This window comes from Catenovulum sediminis, from assembly GCF_007289895.1.
GTDB classification, from domain to species: domain Bacteria; phylum Pseudomonadota; class Gammaproteobacteria; order Enterobacterales; family Alteromonadaceae; genus Catenovulum; species Catenovulum sediminis.
Genome location: NZ_CP041660.1, coordinates 2,278,888 through 2,300,317, shown reverse-complemented (window position 1 = coordinate 2,300,317; position 21,430 = coordinate 2,278,888). Strand labels below are relative to the sequence as shown.

18 protein-coding genes are annotated in these 21,430 nt (G+C 40.7%); 3 read left to right on the top strand and 15 right to left on the bottom strand.

Features of this window, described 5'->3' with window-relative positions:
• Positions 1-39: 39 nt before the first annotated feature.
• The 4 genes from FNT16_RS09455 to FNT16_RS09440 all read right to left on the bottom strand — a co-directional run bounded on the left by FNT16_RS09455 (position 40) and on the right by FNT16_RS09440 (position 6,937).
• Positions 40-3,195: an efflux RND transporter permease subunit gene (locus FNT16_RS09455; RefSeq protein ID WP_143871355.1), complete on the bottom strand. Its 3,156-nt coding sequence runs from the start codon at positions 3,193-3,195 to the stop codon at positions 40-42.
• A 15-nt stretch (positions 3,196-3,210) separates the two neighbouring features.
• Positions 3,211-4,968 carry an efflux RND transporter periplasmic adaptor subunit gene (locus FNT16_RS09450; RefSeq protein ID WP_143871354.1) on the bottom strand — a complete coding sequence of 586 codons (1,758 nt, stop codon included), beginning with the start codon at positions 4,966-4,968 and terminating at the stop codon, positions 3,211-3,213.
• Entirely contained in the window at positions 4,968-6,362 is a 1,395-nt protein-coding gene (locus tag FNT16_RS09445) for a TolC family protein (RefSeq protein WP_425456705.1), read from the bottom strand. The genes FNT16_RS09450 and FNT16_RS09445 overlap by 1 nt, the downstream gene beginning before the upstream one ends.
• Positions 6,363-6,463: 101 nt before the next feature.
• Entirely contained in the window at positions 6,464-6,937 is a 474-nt protein-coding gene (locus tag FNT16_RS09440; protein ID WP_143871352.1) for a hypothetical protein, read from the bottom strand.
• 186 nt (positions 6,938-7,123) lie between these two features.
• Between FNT16_RS09440 and greB the strand changes: the two genes are divergently transcribed.
• Positions 7,124-7,600 (top strand): transcription elongation factor GreB, encoded by a 477-nt coding sequence (gene greB / locus FNT16_RS09435; RefSeq protein ID WP_143871351.1) that lies wholly within the window; start codon positions 7,124-7,126, stop codon positions 7,598-7,600.
• Here greB and FNT16_RS09430 read toward each other — a convergent pair.
• Positions 7,597-8,601 (bottom strand): LacI family DNA-binding transcriptional regulator, encoded by a 1,005-nt coding sequence (locus tag FNT16_RS09430; RefSeq protein ID WP_143871350.1) that lies wholly within the window; start codon positions 8,599-8,601, stop codon positions 7,597-7,599. The two genes, greB and FNT16_RS09430, sit on opposite strands and share 4 nt — an antisense overlap.
• A gap of 440 nt (positions 8,602-9,041) precedes the next feature.
• On the opposite strand from FNT16_RS09430, the gene FNT16_RS09425 reads away from it, so the two are divergent.
• The gene (locus tag FNT16_RS09425; protein WP_143871349.1) at positions 9,042-9,803 is read left to right on the top strand and encodes an IS5 family transposase; all 762 of its coding nucleotides are present in this window, start codon (positions 9,042-9,044) and stop codon (positions 9,801-9,803) included.
• A gap of 73 nt (positions 9,804-9,876) precedes the next feature.
• Here FNT16_RS09425 and FNT16_RS09420 read toward each other — a convergent pair whose 3' ends face one another.
• From FNT16_RS09420 to FNT16_RS09395, 6 genes are all read right to left on the bottom strand, one after another.
• Entirely contained in the window at positions 9,877-10,296 is a 420-nt protein-coding gene (locus tag FNT16_RS09420) for a group I truncated hemoglobin (protein WP_143871348.1), read from the bottom strand.
• Positions 10,293-11,135: a DUF3034 family protein gene (locus FNT16_RS09415; protein WP_143871347.1), complete on the bottom strand. Its 843-nt coding sequence runs from the start codon at positions 11,133-11,135 to the stop codon at positions 10,293-10,295. Before FNT16_RS09415 ends, FNT16_RS09420 begins: the two co-directional genes overlap by 4 nt.
• Positions 11,114-13,465 (bottom strand): bifunctional diguanylate cyclase/phosphodiesterase, encoded by a 2,352-nt coding sequence (locus FNT16_RS09410; protein WP_143871346.1) that lies wholly within the window; start codon positions 13,463-13,465, stop codon positions 11,114-11,116. Before FNT16_RS09410 ends, FNT16_RS09415 begins: the two co-directional genes overlap by 22 nt.
• On the bottom strand, positions 13,466-14,026 hold the full coding sequence (locus FNT16_RS09405; protein ID WP_143871345.1) for a methylamine utilization protein: 561 nt from the start codon (positions 14,024-14,026) through the stop codon (positions 13,466-13,468).
• Positions 14,027-14,238: 212 nt separating this feature from the next.
• Entirely contained in the window at positions 14,239-16,836 is a 2,598-nt protein-coding gene (acnB, locus tag FNT16_RS09400; RefSeq protein WP_143871344.1) for a bifunctional aconitate hydratase 2/2-methylisocitrate dehydratase, read from the bottom strand.
• Between the two features lie 170 nt (positions 16,837-17,006).
• Positions 17,007-17,414, bottom strand: coding sequence for an HIT domain-containing protein (locus FNT16_RS09395; protein ID WP_143871343.1), 408 nt, complete (start codon positions 17,412-17,414; stop codon positions 17,007-17,009).
• 131 nt (positions 17,415-17,545) lie between these two features.
• Here FNT16_RS09395 and FNT16_RS09390 point away from each other — a divergent pair, with 131 nt between their 5' ends.
• Complete coding sequence (locus FNT16_RS09390) at positions 17,546-18,409, top strand: TIGR02285 family protein (RefSeq protein ID WP_143871342.1); 864 nt, start codon at positions 17,546-17,548, stop codon at positions 18,407-18,409.
• A gap of 148 nt (positions 18,410-18,557) precedes the next feature.
• On the opposite strand, the gene FNT16_RS09385 is transcribed toward FNT16_RS09390, so the two are convergent.
• The 4 genes from FNT16_RS09385 to FNT16_RS09370 are packed head-to-tail and all read right to left on the bottom strand — an operon-like array spanning position 18,558 to position 21,429.
• Positions 18,558-19,853, bottom strand: coding sequence for a tetratricopeptide repeat protein (locus FNT16_RS09385; RefSeq protein WP_143871341.1), 1,296 nt, complete (start codon positions 19,851-19,853; stop codon positions 18,558-18,560).
• Positions 19,854-19,864: 11 nt separating this feature from the next.
• Complete coding sequence (locus tag FNT16_RS09380; protein ID WP_143871340.1) at positions 19,865-20,470, bottom strand: energy transducer TonB; 606 nt, start codon at positions 20,468-20,470, stop codon at positions 19,865-19,867.
• Positions 20,471-20,475: 5 nt separating this feature from the next.
• Complete coding sequence (locus tag FNT16_RS09375; protein ID WP_143871339.1) at positions 20,476-20,883, bottom strand: ExbD/TolR family protein; 408 nt, start codon at positions 20,881-20,883, stop codon at positions 20,476-20,478.
• An 18-nt stretch (positions 20,884-20,901) separates the two neighbouring features.
• Positions 20,902-21,429 (bottom strand): MotA/TolQ/ExbB proton channel family protein, encoded by a 528-nt coding sequence (locus FNT16_RS09370; RefSeq protein ID WP_143871338.1) that lies wholly within the window; start codon positions 21,427-21,429, stop codon positions 20,902-20,904.
• Between the last annotated feature and the right edge of the window lies 1 nt (position 21,430).

Sequence of the window (21,430 nt, the reverse complement as noted above, 5' to 3'; positions counted from 1 at the left end):
CAGTGCCTTATCTAATACTACTCTAATATTACTCTAATACTACTGCGATAAACTTTTGTTGAAAGCTAAAACTTCTGCACGCTTCACCACTAAGTAGAGAGCCGGCAATACAATAAGTGTTAAAACCACAGCACTTATCATCCCCCCCACCATAGGCGCAGCGATGCGACTCATCACCTCCGAACCTGTTCCTGTACCATACAATATAGGCAGTAAGCCGATAATAATGGTTGCGACTGTCATCATAACCGGGCGCACTCGTAACCCAGCGCCTCGCAGCAAGGCTTCACGATAATCATCCGCAGAGATCTGTGTACCATTTGCTAATGCTTTTTCTTTAAGCTCAGCTAATGCTTGATTGAGATAAACCAGCATGATGACGCCAATTTCAACGGCAACTCCCGCCAAAGCAATAAAACCAACCCCGACAGCAACCGAAAAATTAAAACCTTCAAAATAAAGTAGCCACAAACCACCAATCATTGCCATAGGCAAAGTGGTAATAATGATAGCAACTTCACTAAAGGCTCTAAAGTTCAAAAAAAGTAAGAGTACAATAATGGCTAATGTTAACGGCAGTACATAAGTCAGCTTTTCTTTCGCTCTTTCCATGTATTCATATTGTCCCGCCCAATTGATTGAATAACCCGTTGGTAGCTGCAAATTCTGTGTTAAATAAGCCTTTGCATTATCCACATAAGAGCCGACATCCACCCCATTGATATCAATGAAAACCCAGCCATTGATACGCGCATTCTCACTTTTAATCCCCGGTGCGCCATTCTCAACTTGAATATTTGCAACATCGCCCAAAGCAATACGCTGACCATTAGGCGTAACAACGGGTAACCTAGCAAGTTGTTCTGGAGAGTCTCGATAGTCTTGCGGATATCTTAAATTGACGGGGTAACGCTCTTGGCCTTCAATGGTATACGTGACATTCATCCCCCCAATAGCTGTCGATACAACTTGTTGAACATCCGCTATATTCAATCCAAATCGGCTGGCTTTTTCGCGCGATATATCAACTTTAATATAACGCCCTCCCGCGACACGTTCGGAGTACACCGACGCGGTGCCCTTGACTTCAGGTAACAATTTTTCAATCTGTTGACCTATCTGTTGAATTTTATCCAGATCTGGCCCGGCCACCTTGATTCCGACAGGCGTTTTAATGCCCGTTGCCAGCATATCAATTCTGGTTTTTATCGGCATAACCCAAGCATTCGTTAAACCCGGAAACTTCACAAGTTTATCCAGTTCGGTTTTTAAACTTTCAGTTGTCATACCGTCTCGCCACAGCTCTTTAGGTTTTAACTGGATAAAGGTTTCAATCATGGTTAAGGGTGCAGGATCAGTTGCTGTCTCAGCACGCCCCACTTTGCCAAATACACTTTCAACCTCTGGCACCGTTCGGATCAGTTTATTCGTTTGCTGTAATAGCTCGCGCGCTTTACCAATTGATATACCAGGGTAAGTCGTTGGCATGTACATCAAGTCACCTTCATCCAATGGCGGGATAAATTCGCTGCCAATCTTATCGACAGGCCAAAAACCAATAACAGTCACAATCATAGCGACGATTATGGTGATTTTGGGAAAACGCATGACTTGCCTTAAAACCGGTACATAGAGCCCGATAAATAACCGATTCAAAGGGTTTTTCTTCTCTGAAATGACGTTACCTCGAATAAAATAGCCCATCATCACAGGAATAACCGTAATTGCCAGTCCAGCAGCAGCGGCCATTGCGTATGTTTTAGTATAAGCAAGGGGTGAAAACATACGGCCTTCTTGCGCTTGTAAAATAAACACTGGCAAAAATGACACCGTTATGATTAACAAACTAAAAAAAAGTGCAGGCCCTACTTCGCTTGCCGCTTTGCTTACAATCTGCCAACGGACGTCATCTGTTAAAGGCTTGTCTCTGTTATAGGCTTCCAAATGTTTGTGCATATTTTCTATCATCACAATCGCACCATCGGTCATCGCGCCAATGGCAATTGCGATGCCTCCCAATGACATAATATTGGCATTAATACCCTGTACATGCATGACGATAAAAGACACTAAAATTCCCAGAGGAAGTGTAATAATCGCAACAATTGAAGAGCGTAGGTGAAACAAAAAAGCGACACAGACTACAGCAACCACGGCCAATTCTTCTAATAACTTATGCCATAAGTTATCGACTGCACCTTCTATCAATTTGGATCTATCATAAACGGTTACAACTTCAACCCCTTCGGGCAAAGAAGACTGCAGAGATTCCAGTTTTTCTTTTATACCTACAATGGTTTGCTGTGCGTTTTCGCCAAATCGCATCACAACCACTCCACCAACAACCTCGCCTTCACCATTTAAATCAGCCACGCCCCGGCGCATTTGAGGGCCTAAACTCACATGCGCCAAATCTCCAATTCTAAGCGGAGTGCCTTGCTGATTGATACCTAGCGGGATTTTCTCGATATCACTAACCGATTGAATATAACCCGTCGCTGTCACCATATATTCAGCTTCAGCCATTTCCACGACCGACGCACCAGTTTCTTGGTTTCCTCTTTTAAGCGCCATTTGTATATGGCTAAGTGGCACGTTGTAGGCTCGCAATTTGTCTGGATCGACCTGCACCTGATATTGCTTCACCATACCGCCAATTGCTGCTACTTCAGAAACCCCTGGAACGGCTTGTAATTCATACTTTAAAAACCAATCTTGAATACTTCTTAATTGGCTTAAATCGTGTTTGCCAGTTTTATCGATTAATGAATAAATATAAACCCAGCCTACACCTGTCGCGTCGGGGCCAAGCTGCGGCTTAGCCGAATCAGGTAAGCTAGAAGTGACTTGGCTTAAATACTCTAAAACGCGGCTTCGCGCCCAATATAAATCGGTATCATCATCAAAAATAATGTAAACATACGAGTCACCAAAAAATGAATACCCTCGCACCGTTTGTGCCCCCGGCACAGATAACATAGCAGTAGTCAGCGGAAAGGTGACTTGATCTTGCACAACTTGCGGTGCTTGTCCCGGATAACTGGTTTTGATAATAACTTGTACATCAGACAGATCGGGCAGCGCATCAACTGGGGTGTTTTTTATCGCAAATATGCCAGCAAACACAATAAAAAGCGTGCTTAACAACACTAACAAACGATTGCTAACTGACCACCTGATGATTGATTTAATCATAGTGAATGTCCTTTATTAATGATTTGCATGGTCAATAACACGCTTGTGCTGCTTATCACTGTGATGAGATATTTCAGTGATGACGAGATCATCTCTAACTTCGAAGGTAAACATGACTTCATCTCCGATGGTGAAATGCGATATTGGTATGTTATCAGCTAGGGTAAAATCCATCGTTGCGGCAGGTCTATCCCACTTATCTATAGCTTCTCGACTAATGTTAAATATGCGGCTCTGGCGATCAATCAAATTAATGACGCCTGATACCGTCGCGGTCGATACTTCTGACTCTGTCATTATATGTATGCTTACGATTTGATAACCACCGTCCGCAGTTTTGCTCACCTCAAAGTGCAAAGTTTGGCCGGGTTGCAAAGCATCTATATCAACATGCTCATGCACAGAAAAATCCATTGTCATTGTCGGCCAACCCCATTTTTCTACTGGCGCATGAGTGATATTAACGACACGATGAGCTGGCATAACGCTGTTAATTTCGCCTTGAATTTGTACTGTTTTCGGCTCTTCTTCATGCGCCATTCGTTTAAAATCAGATGATTTACTGGATTCAGAGTCAATTAAAAACTGCGCGGATGTAACAACAACATCTTGTTCCTGCAGCCCCGCAAGGATTTCGACGCTATCTATACCGACTCGGCCAATGCTGACTTCAACCGATTTAAATTGTCCTGCTCCCAAAGCAAGTACGACACGATCTTGTTTACCGGTTCGAATAACCGCTTCTTTGGGCACCAAGATGGCTTTTCCGGCTTGCTTGGCGTGAATTGAAACTTGTGCAAACATATTGGGTTTTAATTGAAAATCAGGATTATCAAACTTTAACCTCACTCTGAGTGTTCTTGTTTTGCTATTTAATGTTGGGTAAACATAATCAACAACACCTAACCACTCTTTGCCCGGTAAATAATCGAGTGTCATAGATACGGGCAGGTCTTCTCTAACAACTGCAGCGTCACGCTCAAATACTTCGGCTTCAACCCAAACCTGATCCAACTTACCTATACTGAATAATGTATTACCCGGCTTGACGTAAAAACCTTCGCGTATTTTTAAGCCATCAACCACACCTGATTGCGGTGAGTAAAATGTGATGGTTTGCTGTACTTGGCGCGTTGATGCTAACTCACTGATAAACTCAGCAGATAACTTGAGTGCCTTCAAGCGTTCTTTTGCTGCATTGATAAGTGACGGATTATTGCGCTTTAACGCAATTAGAAACTCTTCCTGAGCATTAACGAGTTGCGGTGAATACAGTGTATAAAGCGGCTGCCCTTTTTCAACAGGATTGCCCGCAGCCTTCACAAACAAATGTTCTATCCAACCTTCTACACGCGGATGTATATGTACCAACTTATCTTCATCATATTGCACATACCCAACGGTAGATATTTCAATATGCATGCTTGTTAGCTCAACTGGTGCTATTCGCACGCCTAAATTATTAATCACATGAGGTGCTATTTTTACTGTGCCCGGGCCAAAATCATTTGCTGCAGCATCTTCTTCATACACCGGGATTAAATCCATCCCCATAGGTGATTTACCGGGTTTGTCGCGACGGTAATTAGCATCCATCGGCGCAACCCAATATAAAGGTTGTTTGTTAGCCGAGCTTGCCGATTGCTTGTTGTTATTAAAATCTGCGTTTTGAAAAAGACTCAATAAGCCGGCTCCAATTACCGCTCCTATTACCACTCCAATTACGACAGCAACACCTAATGGTTTGGTTAATGTTTTTTTATTAGATGGCATTACTTATCTCCTAATGGCCGAGCATTGATTGCTTGGTCAGAGCCTGAATGTCTCTTAGCACTTGATTGAATTAAAAAGTAGTTGATGCGAGCAACCGTTTTAAGAGCCTCTACATCAATCTGCAATGCCGAGATTCTTGTGTTTAATTCAGCAATTCTCGCGCTTACAACCTCAGAAAAATCGCCATCATCATTGGTATAAGCGGTTAACGCTGCTTCAGCTTGCTCATGGGTTTGTTTAAGTAACTGCTGTTGATAAATAGATTGTCTTTGCGTAAGACGTTTAAGTTGTCGCAACTCTTTTTCTACCACACTCATCATTTGTTTAATCAACAATAGCTTCTCTGTTTTAACCGCTTCTGATTCTGCAACTGCTGCAGCAAGCTGTTTATCTTGCCTATTTTCCGTAAACAGCGGCAAATCAAATGTGACACCAACAGAAAACAAATCGGCGCGAGACTGCGCAAAACCAGAGCCAGCTGAGGAGACATTATCTCTGTAACCATAACTTGCATTTACACTCCATTGGGGTTTGTATTCTTGTTTCGCTAGCGCGATGCCTTTTTCTGAGACTTTTTGCTTTACGTCGATGACACGCAGTGCTGGATGATTTGCCAACTCTTTTGCCAAATCGCGTCTGGAATACCGAGAGGCGTCGAGTAATGTCGGATGCTTTATACGCAGTGCTGGTAACGCCTTAGAAACTTTAAATTCCAGAGGCTGCAAATCAAAGTTAAACCCCCTGTTTAAATCACGCTCATCAAAAATATGAAGCCATTCATTTAAACGAGCTATGGCGATGTCAAACTTTTGTTTTTCAACCGAGAGTCGGTCTTCAAGCTGCACTATTTCTAACTGAGCTCGAATAACATCTTGCTGACGGGTTTTTCCGATCGCATTTGCATAACTTGCTGTTGCCATTTCTGCCATTTGTTCAAACAATGCCCAATTGTTTTCAATCAACTCTATTGTTGTTTGCGCCAAATACGCATCCAACCAAAGCTCAGAAACTTTACTTTTTAACTTTGCTTGACGATCTGCTCGAAGCAAAGGAAATTTAGTAGAAGCTAGTTTTAGTTGGCTCTGCTTAATTTCTAAACTGTCTCCCCGAGGAAACACTTGCGAGACACCCACTTTAAATTGCGTCATGCCTTCCTGACCAAAATCCCATGAATCCGTGGGTAAGTTCATCATGCCTATGGTGATTTTGGGATCAGGTAATGCACCAGAAGCAACAGTTAAATTCTCTACGGCCTGTTGTTGTAATCGACTGCCATGTAGCCAAGGATCATTTTCTTGTGCGATTGAAATCGCTTGCTCTAAAGAAATAATTTTATTGCCTTTGGCTGCAAACGCGCACAAGCCAATGAGCATAACCAGAATTAATTTGATCATTTTTATATAAATTGTATTCATCTTTGTCCCCAGCTAAGCTGGATTATTTTGCACGTCTTACGCTACAAATAATTAACGGTAAAGTGTACTTAAACAATGATTTAGGTAAAATTAGGACGGCACTGCTGGCCAAATTTAGAGGTAAAATTTAGACGCAATAACCCTGTATTAGGCCAAAATGGGGGGGGGCGAAAGGTCGATGTAAAGGGGGCTTTAGGTTTATCTGAATCTTGGCTTTTTACGGCTTCACTGACACGTAAAATAGAAAATGAAGTAGGGTTATCAAACATCACGAAGGTGACATAAGTGCATGCACTGGTAGTGCAAGCGCAGTCTGCTCCACAACAATTATCTGCATGACCAGAAGTATTTTGACTCATATGCATCTTCATTTTGTCATGCTGCATCCCTTCAGGGTGTGCCTTCGAAGCATCTTCAGTATGCATCATCTTCATATGCGAACCAGCCGAGTCTTTTGACATTTCACAAGACGTTGCAGTATAGGCCAAGGCTTGCCCAAGTAAGGCAATAAGCAGGCTGACGACCACTAATATACTCGTAAAAGGTTTATGCATACCGATCTCATAATAATTGTTGCCGTAAATACTAGTGTAAATTTTAATTCGTGTAAATAAACACTTGCCTTCTCATATTAAGTCCAGCGAAATGTGCCGCTGTGCATTAATACTTGTCGAAATCAATACACTTGCTAAACTCTCGCTTTCATTTTCCAGCCAATATACAGCGAACGATTTAATTGTATGAAAACTAATTTAGTGACGCCCGAGGGCCTTGAAAAACTAAAACAAGAGTTAGATCACTTATGGCGCGTTTATCGCCCTGAAATCACTAAAAAAGTGACCTGGGCTGCGAGCTTAGGTGATCGTTCAGAAAATGCGGATTACAAAGAAAATAAACGTATATTAAGACAAATAGATTCGCGCGTGCGCTTTTTACGTAAACGCATTCACGAGTTAAAAGTCGTACACTACAGCCCTCAGCAAGAAGGTAAAGTGTATTTTGGCGCCTGGGTAAAGGTTGAAGATGAAGCCGGAAACACACTGTCTTTTCGAATTGTTGGGCCGGATGAAATTTATGGTAGAAAAGATTATATTTCTATCGACTCACCGATGGCTAGATCACTGCTTGGCAAACAAGTTGACGATGAAGCTTTAGTTAAAACACCGGAAAATCATAAACTTTGGTTTATCAACTCAATACGTTACCATGAAAACTAAGTAATTGATTTAACCGAATTTCGTTCAACCATACTGGCCTGTACACATGAATTAAATGTGTGTGTATTCTTTTCTTTATAGACATCTTGCAATATCCGTCTAGCGGCTTCAGCTGCTATTTGTCGAATTGGAAAATGAACCGTAGTGAGTTTGGGTTTAATTAGACTGCTGTAGGGTAAATCATCAAAGCCCACTATTGAAATATCATCCGGCACTTTTAAACCACGTTCTTCAATTGCCGAAATAGCGCCATATGCAGTTTGGTCATTACCACACACAACGGCTGTAAATTTGTGCCCACTGTCGAGCAACTTACTTGCAGCCTGATAACCGCCAGATTCTCTAAAATTACCTTCTTCCACTAAGCCTAATTGCAAACTGATATTGTGTTTGCCTAATGCTTTTTGGTAACCCCAAAATCGCTCTCTGGCGTCATGCTTCCATTGCGGCCCAGCAATATAAGCAATGTTTTTATGGCCTTTTTCGATTAAGTATTCTGTTGCCATGAACGAGCCTTGCTCGTTATCAATATACAAACATTGCCCTTCCATTTCCGCTATATTACGGTTGATAAGAATGACGTGTGTTCCTTGGTTAGCCTGCTCAATTAAATATTCATCTGATAAGGTCTCAGCGTGTAACACGAGCGCATCACAGCGACAGCCCAATAAAAATTCAACCGCTTCTTTTTCTAGTTTTTCATCACCATGACCAGCCGATATTAAAATTCGCTTTTTATGTTTACGAAAAATCTCTTCAGCACCGGCCATCAGAGCGCCATAAAACGGACCATCAAACTCTGAAATCAATAATCCAATACTATTAGAACGATTAGATGCTAACGACTGAGCATGTGCATTAGGGCGATAGCCTAACTCTTTCATCGCATTCAATACTTTAACCCGGGTTTCTTCGACAACTTTTGCTGTGCCGTTCATCACTCTAGAAACGGTTGCTTGGGAAACACCAGCATGTTCAGAAACTTCTTTTATCGTTGGCATCTTGAGACCTATATCATAATTGAGTCAGAATATTATCGCCTTTTAATGGTGCAAACAAGGTACAAACACTAATGTAGGTTTAACTTGTTGTACGCCATATGAAATCGCTTCCATTATAAATAATTGGCTATTCCGTGCAAATAAGTGTGCATAGCTTTGCCGTATCTCACCAATATTTAGTGCGTTTGTTAAATTGTTCAGGATTCAATAATCGTAATCAACTGATTTTATTTACTATTTTTTGGCATTAATATTGATTGGGTAATGTACAGTATGAATAAAATCAGACTCAATGAAAAAAGAATAATAAACCATGGGTGTATTTGAAATGAAAAGTTGGTAACAGACTCTAGGGCGTGTTGATCTTTGTTTAATTAATAGGCGGCATAACGACTACGGTATAATGGTTTCGCCAAAAAACAAAACACCAATGAGCCGTTATGCCTAGAACTATGTTAACAGATAAAGCTTGGTTAAAGCTAAAATTACTCATGGAAGAAACAGGTCGAGTTTATAATAAATTTGAACATCGAAATACATTGGAAGGCATTCTCTACCGAATGCGCACAGGTATTCCTTGGCGCGATTTACCATCTGACTTTGGCGATTGGAGTACAGTTTATAGGCGTTTTAATTTATGGTCTAAGAAAGGGATATTAGATAATATATTCAAAGTGTTAGCTTATATTACAGACTCTGAGTGGTTATTTATTGATGGCACTATTGTGAGAGCGCATCAGCATAGTAGCGGTGCACAAAGTCAGAGCGATGAGTCAATTGGAAAAAGTCGTGGTGGTTTGTCTACCAAAATCCATTTAGCTGTAGATAGCTATGGATATCCAGTCCATTTTGAACTGACAGGTGGGCAGCGAAATGATTTTATTATGGCCGAAGCCCTAATTAGGAACTCACCGAAAAGCGATTATGTGGTTGCAGATAAAGGTTATGACAGCCAATCCATTAGGGATTTTGTAACAGAGCAAGCTAATAGCAAAGCAGTGATACCAAGACGTAAAGACAATACAAAGAAAAACAAAGATATGGATTGGTGCTTGTACAAATATCGCCATCTAGTTGAAAATGCTTTTGCTAGAATTAAACATTTTAGAGCAATTTCAACAAGATACGATAAATTAGAAAGAAATTATGCTTCAATGGTGTCATTGGCATTCGCTATAATGTGGTTACCGATGCATTGCTAATGTATAAAAAACACACAAAGATCAACAGACCCTAGTTACCAACTTAAAAAAAATTTGCAGAGTTGAAATAAGTCTAACGCTGGTATATTTCGTCACGCATTGGCGCAAATACAGCCAACACTTTGTTTTGCAGAGGATGTGGCACATTTGCATCATTCATTGCATTAATCAGCAAGTCTACCGTTAAATTGAAATGGGCTTCAGTAATGTGCATACCAGTGTGCACGTCTTCCATACTGTCACCTGTGTATTGGCAAGGCCCGCCCGTATGCACGCAAATATGCTCGTTTAGTTTTTCGCGAAATCTTTGCACATTAGAATCTTTAAAATATTCAAATATTTCAGCGTTAAACTCAATTTGATAAATAAAATTATCAACAATCTGCGCAACTTTAGCCTGACCTCCCAGTTGTTGATACACTGACTGTTGTGTCGTTGCACAACCACTCAAAACGCAAACGACAAATAATGCGAATAAATTAACCTGTTTCATTTTAGGTATCCAGTCATTGAAAAGTAGAGTCCCCGCTGATCTTCTGCTCCGGCAATATTGCCTAAGTCAACCCAAGCAAGCGCAAAATTAAAATTTTTATTCGGTATATAAGCCACAAAAAAATCTGCCCAATCTTGCTCTTCAACCGCTAAATTGTCTGGTTTTTGCCTGTATTCAAGACCGACGGCGATTTCACGTGATAGCAATACACCCAACGAGCCTTCAAGCAATAGCTCATGCGAATCGCCATTTACACCACCATAGCCTAACAAACCGGTCTGGTTGGCCTTGCTCGCTCTAGCGGTGATATTCCACAAGAGGTTATAGCCGTTTACCGCACCTAAATGTACTTTAGTAGCAGACAGATAATAATCACTACCAGAGGTATAACTTGCCGCCCCCAAAGCTTGGGCGATTGCACCATCAGCTAATTTTTTATGTTGCACACCCGCACTTATTTGCGGCCAACTAGTGTAAATTAAATCGCCAAATAAACGGATTTTAACGCCATAGATATTTTGCTCTATATCTCCACCCAGAGTCGTTAGGTCAAATGTCTGACGGGTTGCACTGAGCTCAACTCTATCATGCAGACCTAAAGCAATACCAGTTGAGTGCAACCGATAATCATCCACCTTTACTTGAGTGGTGAATACACTGGCCGATATTTCGTCTTGTGTATCATATCCGGCAATACTTGCCCAAGGCGTTAAGCCGCCACCCGCACTCCCTTCAATTTGCGTTAATCCGGCTGTAGATAACAATTTACCTTCACCAGCCAGTGCTGATTGGCAAATCAAGCTCAAAGCTAAGATTTTTATAAACCTGATTCTTCGCATTTTTTTGTCCAATTTTGTTTTGAATATTCGTTCATCCAGCCTGAAACTGCGTCTGCAGGCATAGGTTTGCTAATATAATAACCTTGAATCCAGTCACAACCCCATTGAGCTAATAGCTCTAACGTTGCTAAATCTTCAACCCCTTCTGCGACCAACTGTAAATTGAAATTACGTGCCAGTGAAAAAATACTTTTCACTATTGTTTGATCTTCTTTTTGTGTTGCTAGATTTAATACGAAACTCTTATCCACTTTTAATTCTGAAACAGGCATACTTTTTAAATAGGCCAATGAGGAATATCCAGTGCCAAAGTCGTCAATTGCCAGTTCAAAACCCGCACTTCTTAGTAACTTTAACTGCTCAATAGCAGTCTGTGGATCATCCATCAAGTCACTCTCTGTTATTTCAAATGCTAACTTGTTCTGCGCAACCTTAAACTCCTTCAAAGCTGTCAGAATCACCCTCTGCAGCTTCGGGTTTACAACATCGTGCACAGACAAATTAACCGCCACTTGCAAGTCTGTCGCCTGACCATGCCAGTGGCTTATATCAAACGTCACCCGCCGAATAACCCAGTTTGTAAGTTGATTGATTAAACCCGCTTGCTCGGCCAGTGGAATAAAAAGTTCTGGCGAGATAAAACCCAACTTTTTGTGGTGCCACCGGATCAATGCTTCCATTTTCTCAACGCGTGTACGTTGTATATGATATTTCGGTTGATAAAACATGGCCAAATCAGTATCTTCCCCATTAAGGGCATTTTTTAGCTCATTCAAGATTTCCAATTTGCGCAAATATTTTTCTTCTAAGCTTTGTTTATAGATCTGCAAATAGTTCGCTTGAGATTTGGCATCTTCTAATGTTAAGTTCATTCGTCTAAAAATGGTGTCTAGCTCAATACCATCATCTGGTAAATTTAATATTGCGACCGATATTTTTAAATTGACTTCTATGTTATTTTCAAAATAGTACGTTTTTTCCAATGATTGCCGCATATCGTATATATCGATTTGCGAAACATCTGTCGATTTTGGTATCCACAACAACTCGCTACCGCCAATACGTGCACTTTGCCCACGCAAAACCAACAATCTTTTTGCGATTTGCTGCAAACACGCATCACCGATTGGGTAACCAAAAGTATCGCTTATTCTTCTAAAATCATTGATTTTTATACCGACTACTACAAAAGATTGCTTTTCAGTAAGTTGCTGTTCAATAATATTAGCGATCTCATAGCGATTATAAAGACGTGTTAATAAATCATGACTCGCTTGATATTGGATTTCAGCTTCACGACTTACTATATTTTCTTGCATGCTTTTGAAAGCGATAGAAAGATTGTTGATCTCTTTAGCATTGGCAACAATTTGGATGTTTTTATTATAATCTCCTCGAGCAATACCCTGCGCCATTATCGCCAAATTTGTAATCGGTAAAGTTAAATTTTTAGAAAATATCGCACCCAATATCAAAGTTAAAATAATAGAAAGCATTGATATCAATGTGATTTTGAATTGCAAAAAGTTAAAATCTGCAAACAACTTTTGTACATTAGCAGATAAAATAATCCAGACTTTCTGTCCATCTAACTCTGATATTTCAAATTTTTCTGAAGCGTACATTTGGCTATGGACAAAAGGCAACCTAAAAAAGCTGTAATCCCACTCGGTTTGCTCTGATAAAGATGCCGAAATACCCTCAGGCAATGAGCTAATTTGCTGTTTAATTTCATCCTTTAGATTAAATTCAACCGTAATGTCCAATTTAGTTATTGCTTTTAAGTCTTCAACTAGCTCTAAATCAATTTCGAATCCAACCAATGCAACAGCTATTGGAGTGGGTGCATCTACGGTGAGTAAAATAATTTGATACAAACGCTCACCCAAAGGCAGGAAAAAGATAGCACCGCCATCCTGTATCGCTTGCTTTAATAATTGCTGTTGTGGAAATGTTTGCGCTGACTGCAAGCTGGATGCTGTACTGGCAACGACGTTATTATCCAGAGTAATCAATGCCATAATATCAGCAGATATCCGCTGCCCATGATTTTCTATAACACTCATAATGGTCGCGCTATCACGCGTTGCTACGGCTTGACGAAAACCAAAATCTTCAGTTAATAGCTCAGCAGAATTGAAAAGTTGTTGTTCTCTACTTGAGATAACTTGTTTAAACACACTCTGAGTTATTTGTAATTCGCGCTCAACTTGCTGACGTGCATGATTGCTGGTTGCCAGCCATACCGCGAACAAGATAGCGAAAGTCGTAAAAACTAGAAGTCCCCCCACCAGTCTGAAAATATTATGATTTAAAGTTCGTAAAGCCAATTACTTAAACCTAGATTTAAATTTATTAGATTTTGCTGGCATAACCTCTTGGATAGGTAAGGTAATTTGGTAGTGCTCCTCTTGCCATGCGGCTTTGGGTAATTCAATGCGTTGACGCGTATCGACTCGTCCCTGTTGTTTTGGGTGCCAAATTTGAACTTCTGATAATTTAGGAATTTCCACTTCGCCCAATTGATTGGATAATATCGCGCGTTCGTTTGTTGGCCGAACATATATATAGCCTATCATTTGATCGTGAATATTACACCCTAAAGCCACAAGCCCTGAATCATTGAATTGAACTGGATTACTAGGTGTTCCACTATATAGCTTGATCTCAAAAGGTTTGGCTTTTGAAAAACTATAAACATGGTGGCGAATATTATCGCTATTAGGAAATTGAACCCGCTGCCCTTCATCAATAATTAATACATGCGGTACAAACTGCTTGTCCACTTGGTCCATAATTGCTAGGTAATTTGCCGGTGATTTGTTGTCAGCGTGTGTAAAACCCACCACCACGTTCGCCAGAGGTTGGTTATATTGATCTACAATTTTCAATTTTGCTGCATTAACAAATTTAGGTAAACAAAAAACAATTACAAAAACCAGGGTGAAGGGTATACGCATAACTTGTATCTTTTTTAAACTCGTTATGCCTCATTGTATGCATTTGTTCTGCGTTTGTCAGGTCACCAACAGCAAAGTTGTCATTTAAACAAAAAGCCCAGCATAAGCTGGGCTTTAAAATTTGAGTTATTCAGTTTAGCAGATTAAGCAGGCTGCTGAATAATCACTGTAGATGCTTTTTTGGTGTAGTTATCCATTAAATGGAAGTTCAGATAACGATAGGTATCCGCTGCAGTTGCATCAATTTCTTTAGCATACCCCAAATACTCTTCAACCGTTGGAATATGCCCGACCATAGATGCAACGGCTGATAATTCAGCTGATGCCAGATACACATTTGCACCCGTGCCTAAACGGTTCGGGAAGTTACGTGTTGAAGTAGACAATACAGTCGCACCGTCTGCAACACGTGCTTGGTTACCCATACACAATGAACACCCCGGCGTTTCAATACGCGCACCGGCTTTACCGAAAATACTATAGTAGCCTTCTTCGGTTAATTGCGCCTGATCCATCTTAGTGGGTGGCGCAACCCATAAACGAGTTGGGATAGTTTTAGCAAATTTATTAATTAATTTACCTGCAGCTCTGAAGTGACCAATGTTAGTCATACAAGAACCGATAAACACTTCATCTACTTTATCGCCAGCGACTTCTGATAATAAACGCGCATCATCTGGGTCATTTGGTGCACATAAAATAGGTTCTTTAATATCGGCCAAATCAATTTCAATGACTTCAGTGTATTCTGCATCTTTATCTGCACGCATCAACTGAGGATTAGCTAACCATTCTTCCATAGCTAGAATACGACGCTCGATAGTACGAACATCGCCATAACCTTCGCTGATCATCCACTTCAACATAACAATGTTTGACTGTAGGTATTCTGCGATAGATTCTTCGCTTAGGTTAATCGTACAACCACCAGCGCTACGCTCCGCAGATGCATCTGATAATTCAAACGCTTGCTCTACTGTTAAATGCTCTAAACCTTCAATCTCTAAGATGCGGCCAGAGAAGATATTTTTCTTACCTTTTTTCTCAACCGTCAACAAACCTTGCTGGATTGCATAATATGGGATTGCATGTACCAAATCACGTAATGTAATACCCGGTTGTAAATCCCCTTTAAAACGAACCAACACAGATTCAGGCATATCAAGTGGCATAACACCCGTTGCAGCAGCAAACGCGACCAAACCAGAACCGGCAGGGAATGAAATACCCAGCGGGAAACGTGTATGAGAATCACCACCTGTTCCCACAGTATCCGGCAACAACATACGGTTTAACCAAGAGTGGATAATACCATCACCCGGACGCAAGGCGACACCACCACGGTTCATAATAAAGTCTGGTAAAGTGTGGTGTGTTTCAACGTCAACTGGCTTAGGATAAGCACTAGTATGACAGAAAGACTGCATTGTTAAATCAGCAGAAAAACCAAGACAAGCCAAATCTTTTAACTCATCACGTGTCATTGGGCCTGTTGTATCCTGTGAGCCAACCGTGGTCATCTTAGGTTCACAATATTGACCTGGTCGAATACCTTTAACACCACAGGCTTTACCCACCATTTTTTGTGCCAAAGTAAAGCCTTTATCTGACTCTTCTAATACTTCAGGGCGTTTAAATACTTTTGATGGTTCTAAACCAAGAGATTCACGTGCTTTATCCGTTAAACCACGGCCAACAATTAATGGAATTCGGCCGCCTGCTCGTACTTCATCTAAGATTATGTTTGATTTGTATTCAAATGTAGATATAACTTCGTCTGTACCATGACGTTTGACACATTGTTCAAACGGGTAGATATCAATCACGTCACCCATTTCCATTGCATCTACATCTAGCTCAATCGGTAACGCACCTGAATCTTCCATTGTATTAAAGAAAATAGGTGCTATTTTACTACCTAAACAAACCCCACCTTGGCGTTTATTCGGCACGTGAGGAATATCTTCACCCATAAACCACAATACAGAGTTTGTAGCTGATTTACGTGATGATCCAGTACCCACAACATCACCAACATATGCCAGTGGGAAGCCTTTTTCTTTCAAAGCTTCAATTTGTTTAACCGGTCCAACTTCACCTGGTACGTCTGGGTTGATACCTTCACGTTCATTTTTTAACATCGCAAGTGCATGCAAAGGAATGTCTGGGCGAGACCATGCATCTGGTGCCGGAGATAAGTCATCTGTATTCGTTTCGCCAGCGACTTTAAAGACGGTTACTGTAATTTTTTCTGCAATTTCAGGCTTAGATGTAAACCATTCAGCATCAGCCCATGATTGCATGACTTTTTTCGCGGCTTCGTTACCTGCGTCTGCTTTTTCTTTAACATCATAAAAGGCATCAAACATTAACAAAGTTTTAGATAAACCTTGGCACGCAATATCAGATAACTTGTCATCATCTAATAAATCGATTAATGGTTCAATGTTGTAACCACCTAACATAGTACCCAACAGCTTTGTAGCTTGTTCAGCGTTAATAATCGGAGAAGACGCTTCACCCTTCGCTACAGCCGCTAAAAAACCTGCTTTTACATAAGCCGCATCATCTACACCAGCAGGGATTCTGTTTGACAATAGGTCAATCAAAAATTCTTCTTCACCTGCAGGTGGGTTCTTAATTAGTTCAACCAAGGCCGCTGTCTGTTCAGCATCTAGTGGTTTTGGCACTATGCCTTGCTCTGCACGCTCTGCAACATGCTTACGATAAGCTTCTAACACAATAATGTCCTCTAAGTAATATCAAAATTCAATTTTTTGTCATGTTTCGGGAAGACAGCTAGCCGATCCTACACATACAATATGGATGCAAGTATAAGTCATGCATTGTAAATTAATAGATGGCCTCATGTTAAACGTGCAAATATTCAACATAACGCGCGATTATAATTTTAAATACAAATAGCGTGTCTCAACAGTTGAACACGCTGTAATAACTCACCTTCATGATAAGGTTCAGCAGCCAAGTTCCCCCAAACGGGTGCAGGCCAAACCGGATCACTTTTAAAGCGACCTATCACATGAATATGCAGCTGACGAACCATGTTACCGATTGCCGCTGTGTTAATTTTATCTGGGCTAAACAACTTTTGTTGAACTCGCGTAATTAAATTAATCTCATCTAATAACACATGTTGTTCCGATAATGTCAGGTCGGTTAACTCTGCAGCGTTGTCTTTACGCGGCACCAGTATTAACCAAGGCACATTTCTATTATTCATCAATAACAAACGACTTAATTCCAAGTCCGCGACTTCGATACAGTCTGCGTCAAGCCTGGCGTCTAATAAAAAGCTCATAGTTTACTCCACCATGAAATCAGCAAGTACGAATAGCTTAGAAGATTAAAGCAAAAGTTGCGAATAAGATTCTGCCTGAAGTTTAGTGTATTGCGATAAAGTCTACTATACTAACTTTTTAATCTTTCATTATGCATTATATGCGTTATCACTTTTTAATATGCTGGCTACTGTTATCCAGTGTCAGCCTGAATCTACTAGCAGCCCCTACTATAATTTGGCCGAAACACCACTGGGCACCACTTATGATGCAAACGGACCCCAATAAGGCGCCGGGACGATTCGACCAGCTAATAGATTTATATATTAAAAGCCTGCCAATGTATAAACATAAAATTATCAATATGAATTGGAGCCGGGTTTGGATGCAGATTAAGTCAGGTGCACCGGTTTGCAATATTGCGGCTCTGCGTACAACTGAAAGAGAAAGTTTTGCGCTGTTTTCATTACCTAATTCAATTGCAATTCCAAATAAAGTCATTGTTAAAGATTCTTTGTACCAACAGTGGAGACAACCGCAGTCAATCTCGTTAAATGCATTGACGCGTAACCCTCAGTATAAGCTTATATATGAAAAAGAAAGATCATACTCAAACCTAGTTGACTCCATTTTATCTGTTTCCAATAGCTCCCCCTCAGTAGAGAGTCGCAATGTAAACAGTGCTCAACTAATAAAAATGTTAGTTTACAATAGAATTGACTATATGATCGAATATGAAAATGTCGCTCGGTATCATGTCCAAAATATAGAATTCTTCGACGATAAACCAACTATCCGAAGCATTTCAATAGAAGGCCACCCTGAGTATTATCTAGGTTATATAGCTTGCCCTAAGACTAATTGGGGCCGACAAACGATTCAGGATTTGAACAAATTGCTAACGAAAATACGCCCTTCAAAAGCCTACCGACTCGCGCACAAAGCTTGGGCGGCGTCTGAAAAAGAAGCAGAGTTATTAGACAGGTTGTTTAGCAAACATATTTTAAAGCTTTAAGCTTAACCGCTTCTTAACTTGCAATCGAGTAAGCTGTTTAATGTGATGGATGGAACGTCACTTAGTTGTGTATCCCTTCGGCTACCCGCTTGTTTGGGTAGCCGCTTTTTTATGCAGGGTCGTTTTTTATGCAGGATCGTTATATAAATTAAGCTGAGATACTCGCCATCGCCTCGGCATTCTCTTTTTCTTTGGAAACATACTTTTTCCACTGAGTTGCCATCGCTTTACTAGAAGAGTGCTCACTTGCAATATTTAAAGCCTGCAAAGATTTATCAAACTGTTTTAAATTGAAATAAGCCATACCCAAAACAAGTTGAGCTTTGCCCGGTTCATCCAGTTGACCTTTTTTAACCGCGCGCTGAGTTGCTTCAATAGCAAGCTCCCACTTTTCCATATTTAAATATGTTTGACCTAACTGAGCGTCTAAATTACCGTCATCAGAAATTGCAGCAGCTTTAGCTAAAACTGGTACCGCTTTTTGATCTTCTTTTGCCAAAGTAAAAGCTTGTGCTAAAAATTTAAGGTTTTTAACGTTTTCTTCGACAACGCCGTCCTCTATCGCTTTTTCAAGCAATATTGCACCTTTAACCGGCACTTGATGATAAACATACAATTGAGCTAAGGCTAAAATGTCTGCTTTTTTGGTAACAAAACCTTGCTGATAGGCAACTTCCATCATCGCCAGTTGCTTTTCTTCCAGCCCTAATTCACCATACATACCCGCCAGCTGCAACCAATATTCAGGTTTATTAAACAAACGTACCAAGGTCTCTGTAACATCAGCAACATGCTCAGGTTTTTTGAGCGAGTAATAAATTGCACGCTGCAAAACGAACCAATTTTCTTTTGGTGTTTCGCCCGCATCTGCAACAATTTTTATCGCCTTTTTAAGTGGTTTAAGCGCATTATCATATTCTTTTAACTGATAATAAGCCTGTGCCATCAAAACCTGTGCATTTGGGTTTTCTTCATCACCACCTGCGTCGTACCACCTTTGCATCATACTGATGGTTTTAGCGTAGTTTTCTTCTGCCATATGCAACTGCGCTAAACTATACAAAGTACTCATGCGCAAACTTTCAGGAATAGCCTCTTCAGAAACAACTTTTTCAAAGCTTTCTATCGCCTTTTCCATGTTTTCCATGTTGTAGTACACAAAAGCGTAAAAGTTATGCATCATTGCAATTTCATAACTGTTCATCGAGCTACTTTTACGCTTTACATTGTCTAATGCTTCTATCGCTTCCTGCGGTTTACCTTCATCAGCTAAACCTTGCGCACGTGCCAACTGTTCATAAACTTTAGAACGCATCGCAGGGACTTTAACTGTTTTTCGGGTTTCAGCATTGTCATTATCAGCTGCATATACAGATATTGCAGGTGTACTACCCAACACAGACAATATAGCCACAAGTGCAAGTTTTTTTGATAATAGCTTCATTCGTTCACCCATTAATTAATCTTGAAGGTTATGCGGTTTTGCACACCCGCCACTTCAACGGGTTCACCATTAACAACCCGAGGTTTGTATTTAAACTTTTGCGCGGCCTGAAGTGCTGCCGTATCAAAAATATTCTCAGGTTCAGCTTCTACCACATAAGGGTCAACTACAGTGCCAAGTTTACTCACGGTAAATTCAACAATCACATACCCTTCTATACCTCGTTGTTGTGCGCGGCGTGGGTAGATTGGTTGTACTTTAACAATAGGTAAATACTCACCATCACCTGACTCTAATGATAAACCGCCTTCTAAACCAACATCGGCTTCAATATCTGCACCAAAATCAGTGCTTATTGCATTCGCGTTTGGATTTGGCGCTTCCATTTGTGGCGCTTCCATTGGCGGTGGCGGCTCTTGTGGTTTAGGTGGCTTTTTCGGTTTTCTGTCTTTTTTCTCAGGTGCAGACTCTTTTTTCACTCGAACAAAATCTAATACACTGCCGCGAGGTGGCTCAGTAAGCGCCCCTTCACCGCTTTGTATCAAACTTTGCATCCCGTAAAAGATGAAAAAAGTTGTCACCACTGATAAGACAATTGCTATTAAATATCTAAACATAGTCTCTAGTCGTTCGCTGCAATTGAAACATCGTATGCACCCGCTGCGCGCGAAGCATCCATGACCTTGATCAAGGTTTCTACATCCGCTTTTTTGTCTGCTTGAACAACAACAGAACCCTGCGGGTTTTCAGCTTTTAAACGCTCGATATTGGCTTGTACTGCACGAATATCAATTCGGCGTTTATCAATCCAGATTTCACCTTTATCACTGATTGCAATTAAGATGTTTGCACGTTCTTTTTTAACAGCTGTAGGTGCATCTGGTCGGTTAACATCAATACCTGACTCTTTGACAAAAGAAGCCGTTACGATGAAGAATATAAGCATAATAAATACAACGTCCAACATTGGCGTCATATCTATCCCTTGCTCTTCTTCTTCCATAATTTTACTTAGTGGACTTGCTCGCATATTCGGATAACCTTTAAATTAGTGGTCCATAGTTAAGTGGTCTTCAAGCAACTCAGTTTCGCGTTTGGCCATACGGTTTAACCAAGTCGATGCAAATACACCTGACAAGGCACCAACCATCCCAGCCATTGTAGGAATTGTTGCTTTCGAAACACCTGACGCCATTGAACGTGCACTGCCTGAGCCGGTAATGGCCATGACATCAAACACTTCAATCATACCTGTTACTGTGCCCATCAAACCAAGTAGCGGACACAGAGCAACCAGAGCGCCTAATAACATTAAATTTTGATTCAGTTTATTGCTGGCTCTTGAAATGTATGCCTGACGAATTTGGTGGGCATTCCAGGACTTACGTTCCCGGCGTGCCTCCCATTGAGCAATAATGTCTTTTTCGTACTTTTTGTAACCTGACTTTAAAAAAGAAATTCGCTCAAATATCAGAATCCACATTACGAAGATCAGCAACGCAATCCACTGCAGTACATTACCGCCGGTTTCCATAAACCCTTGAATTGCGTCCATCATTTCGAATAAAGCGTACACC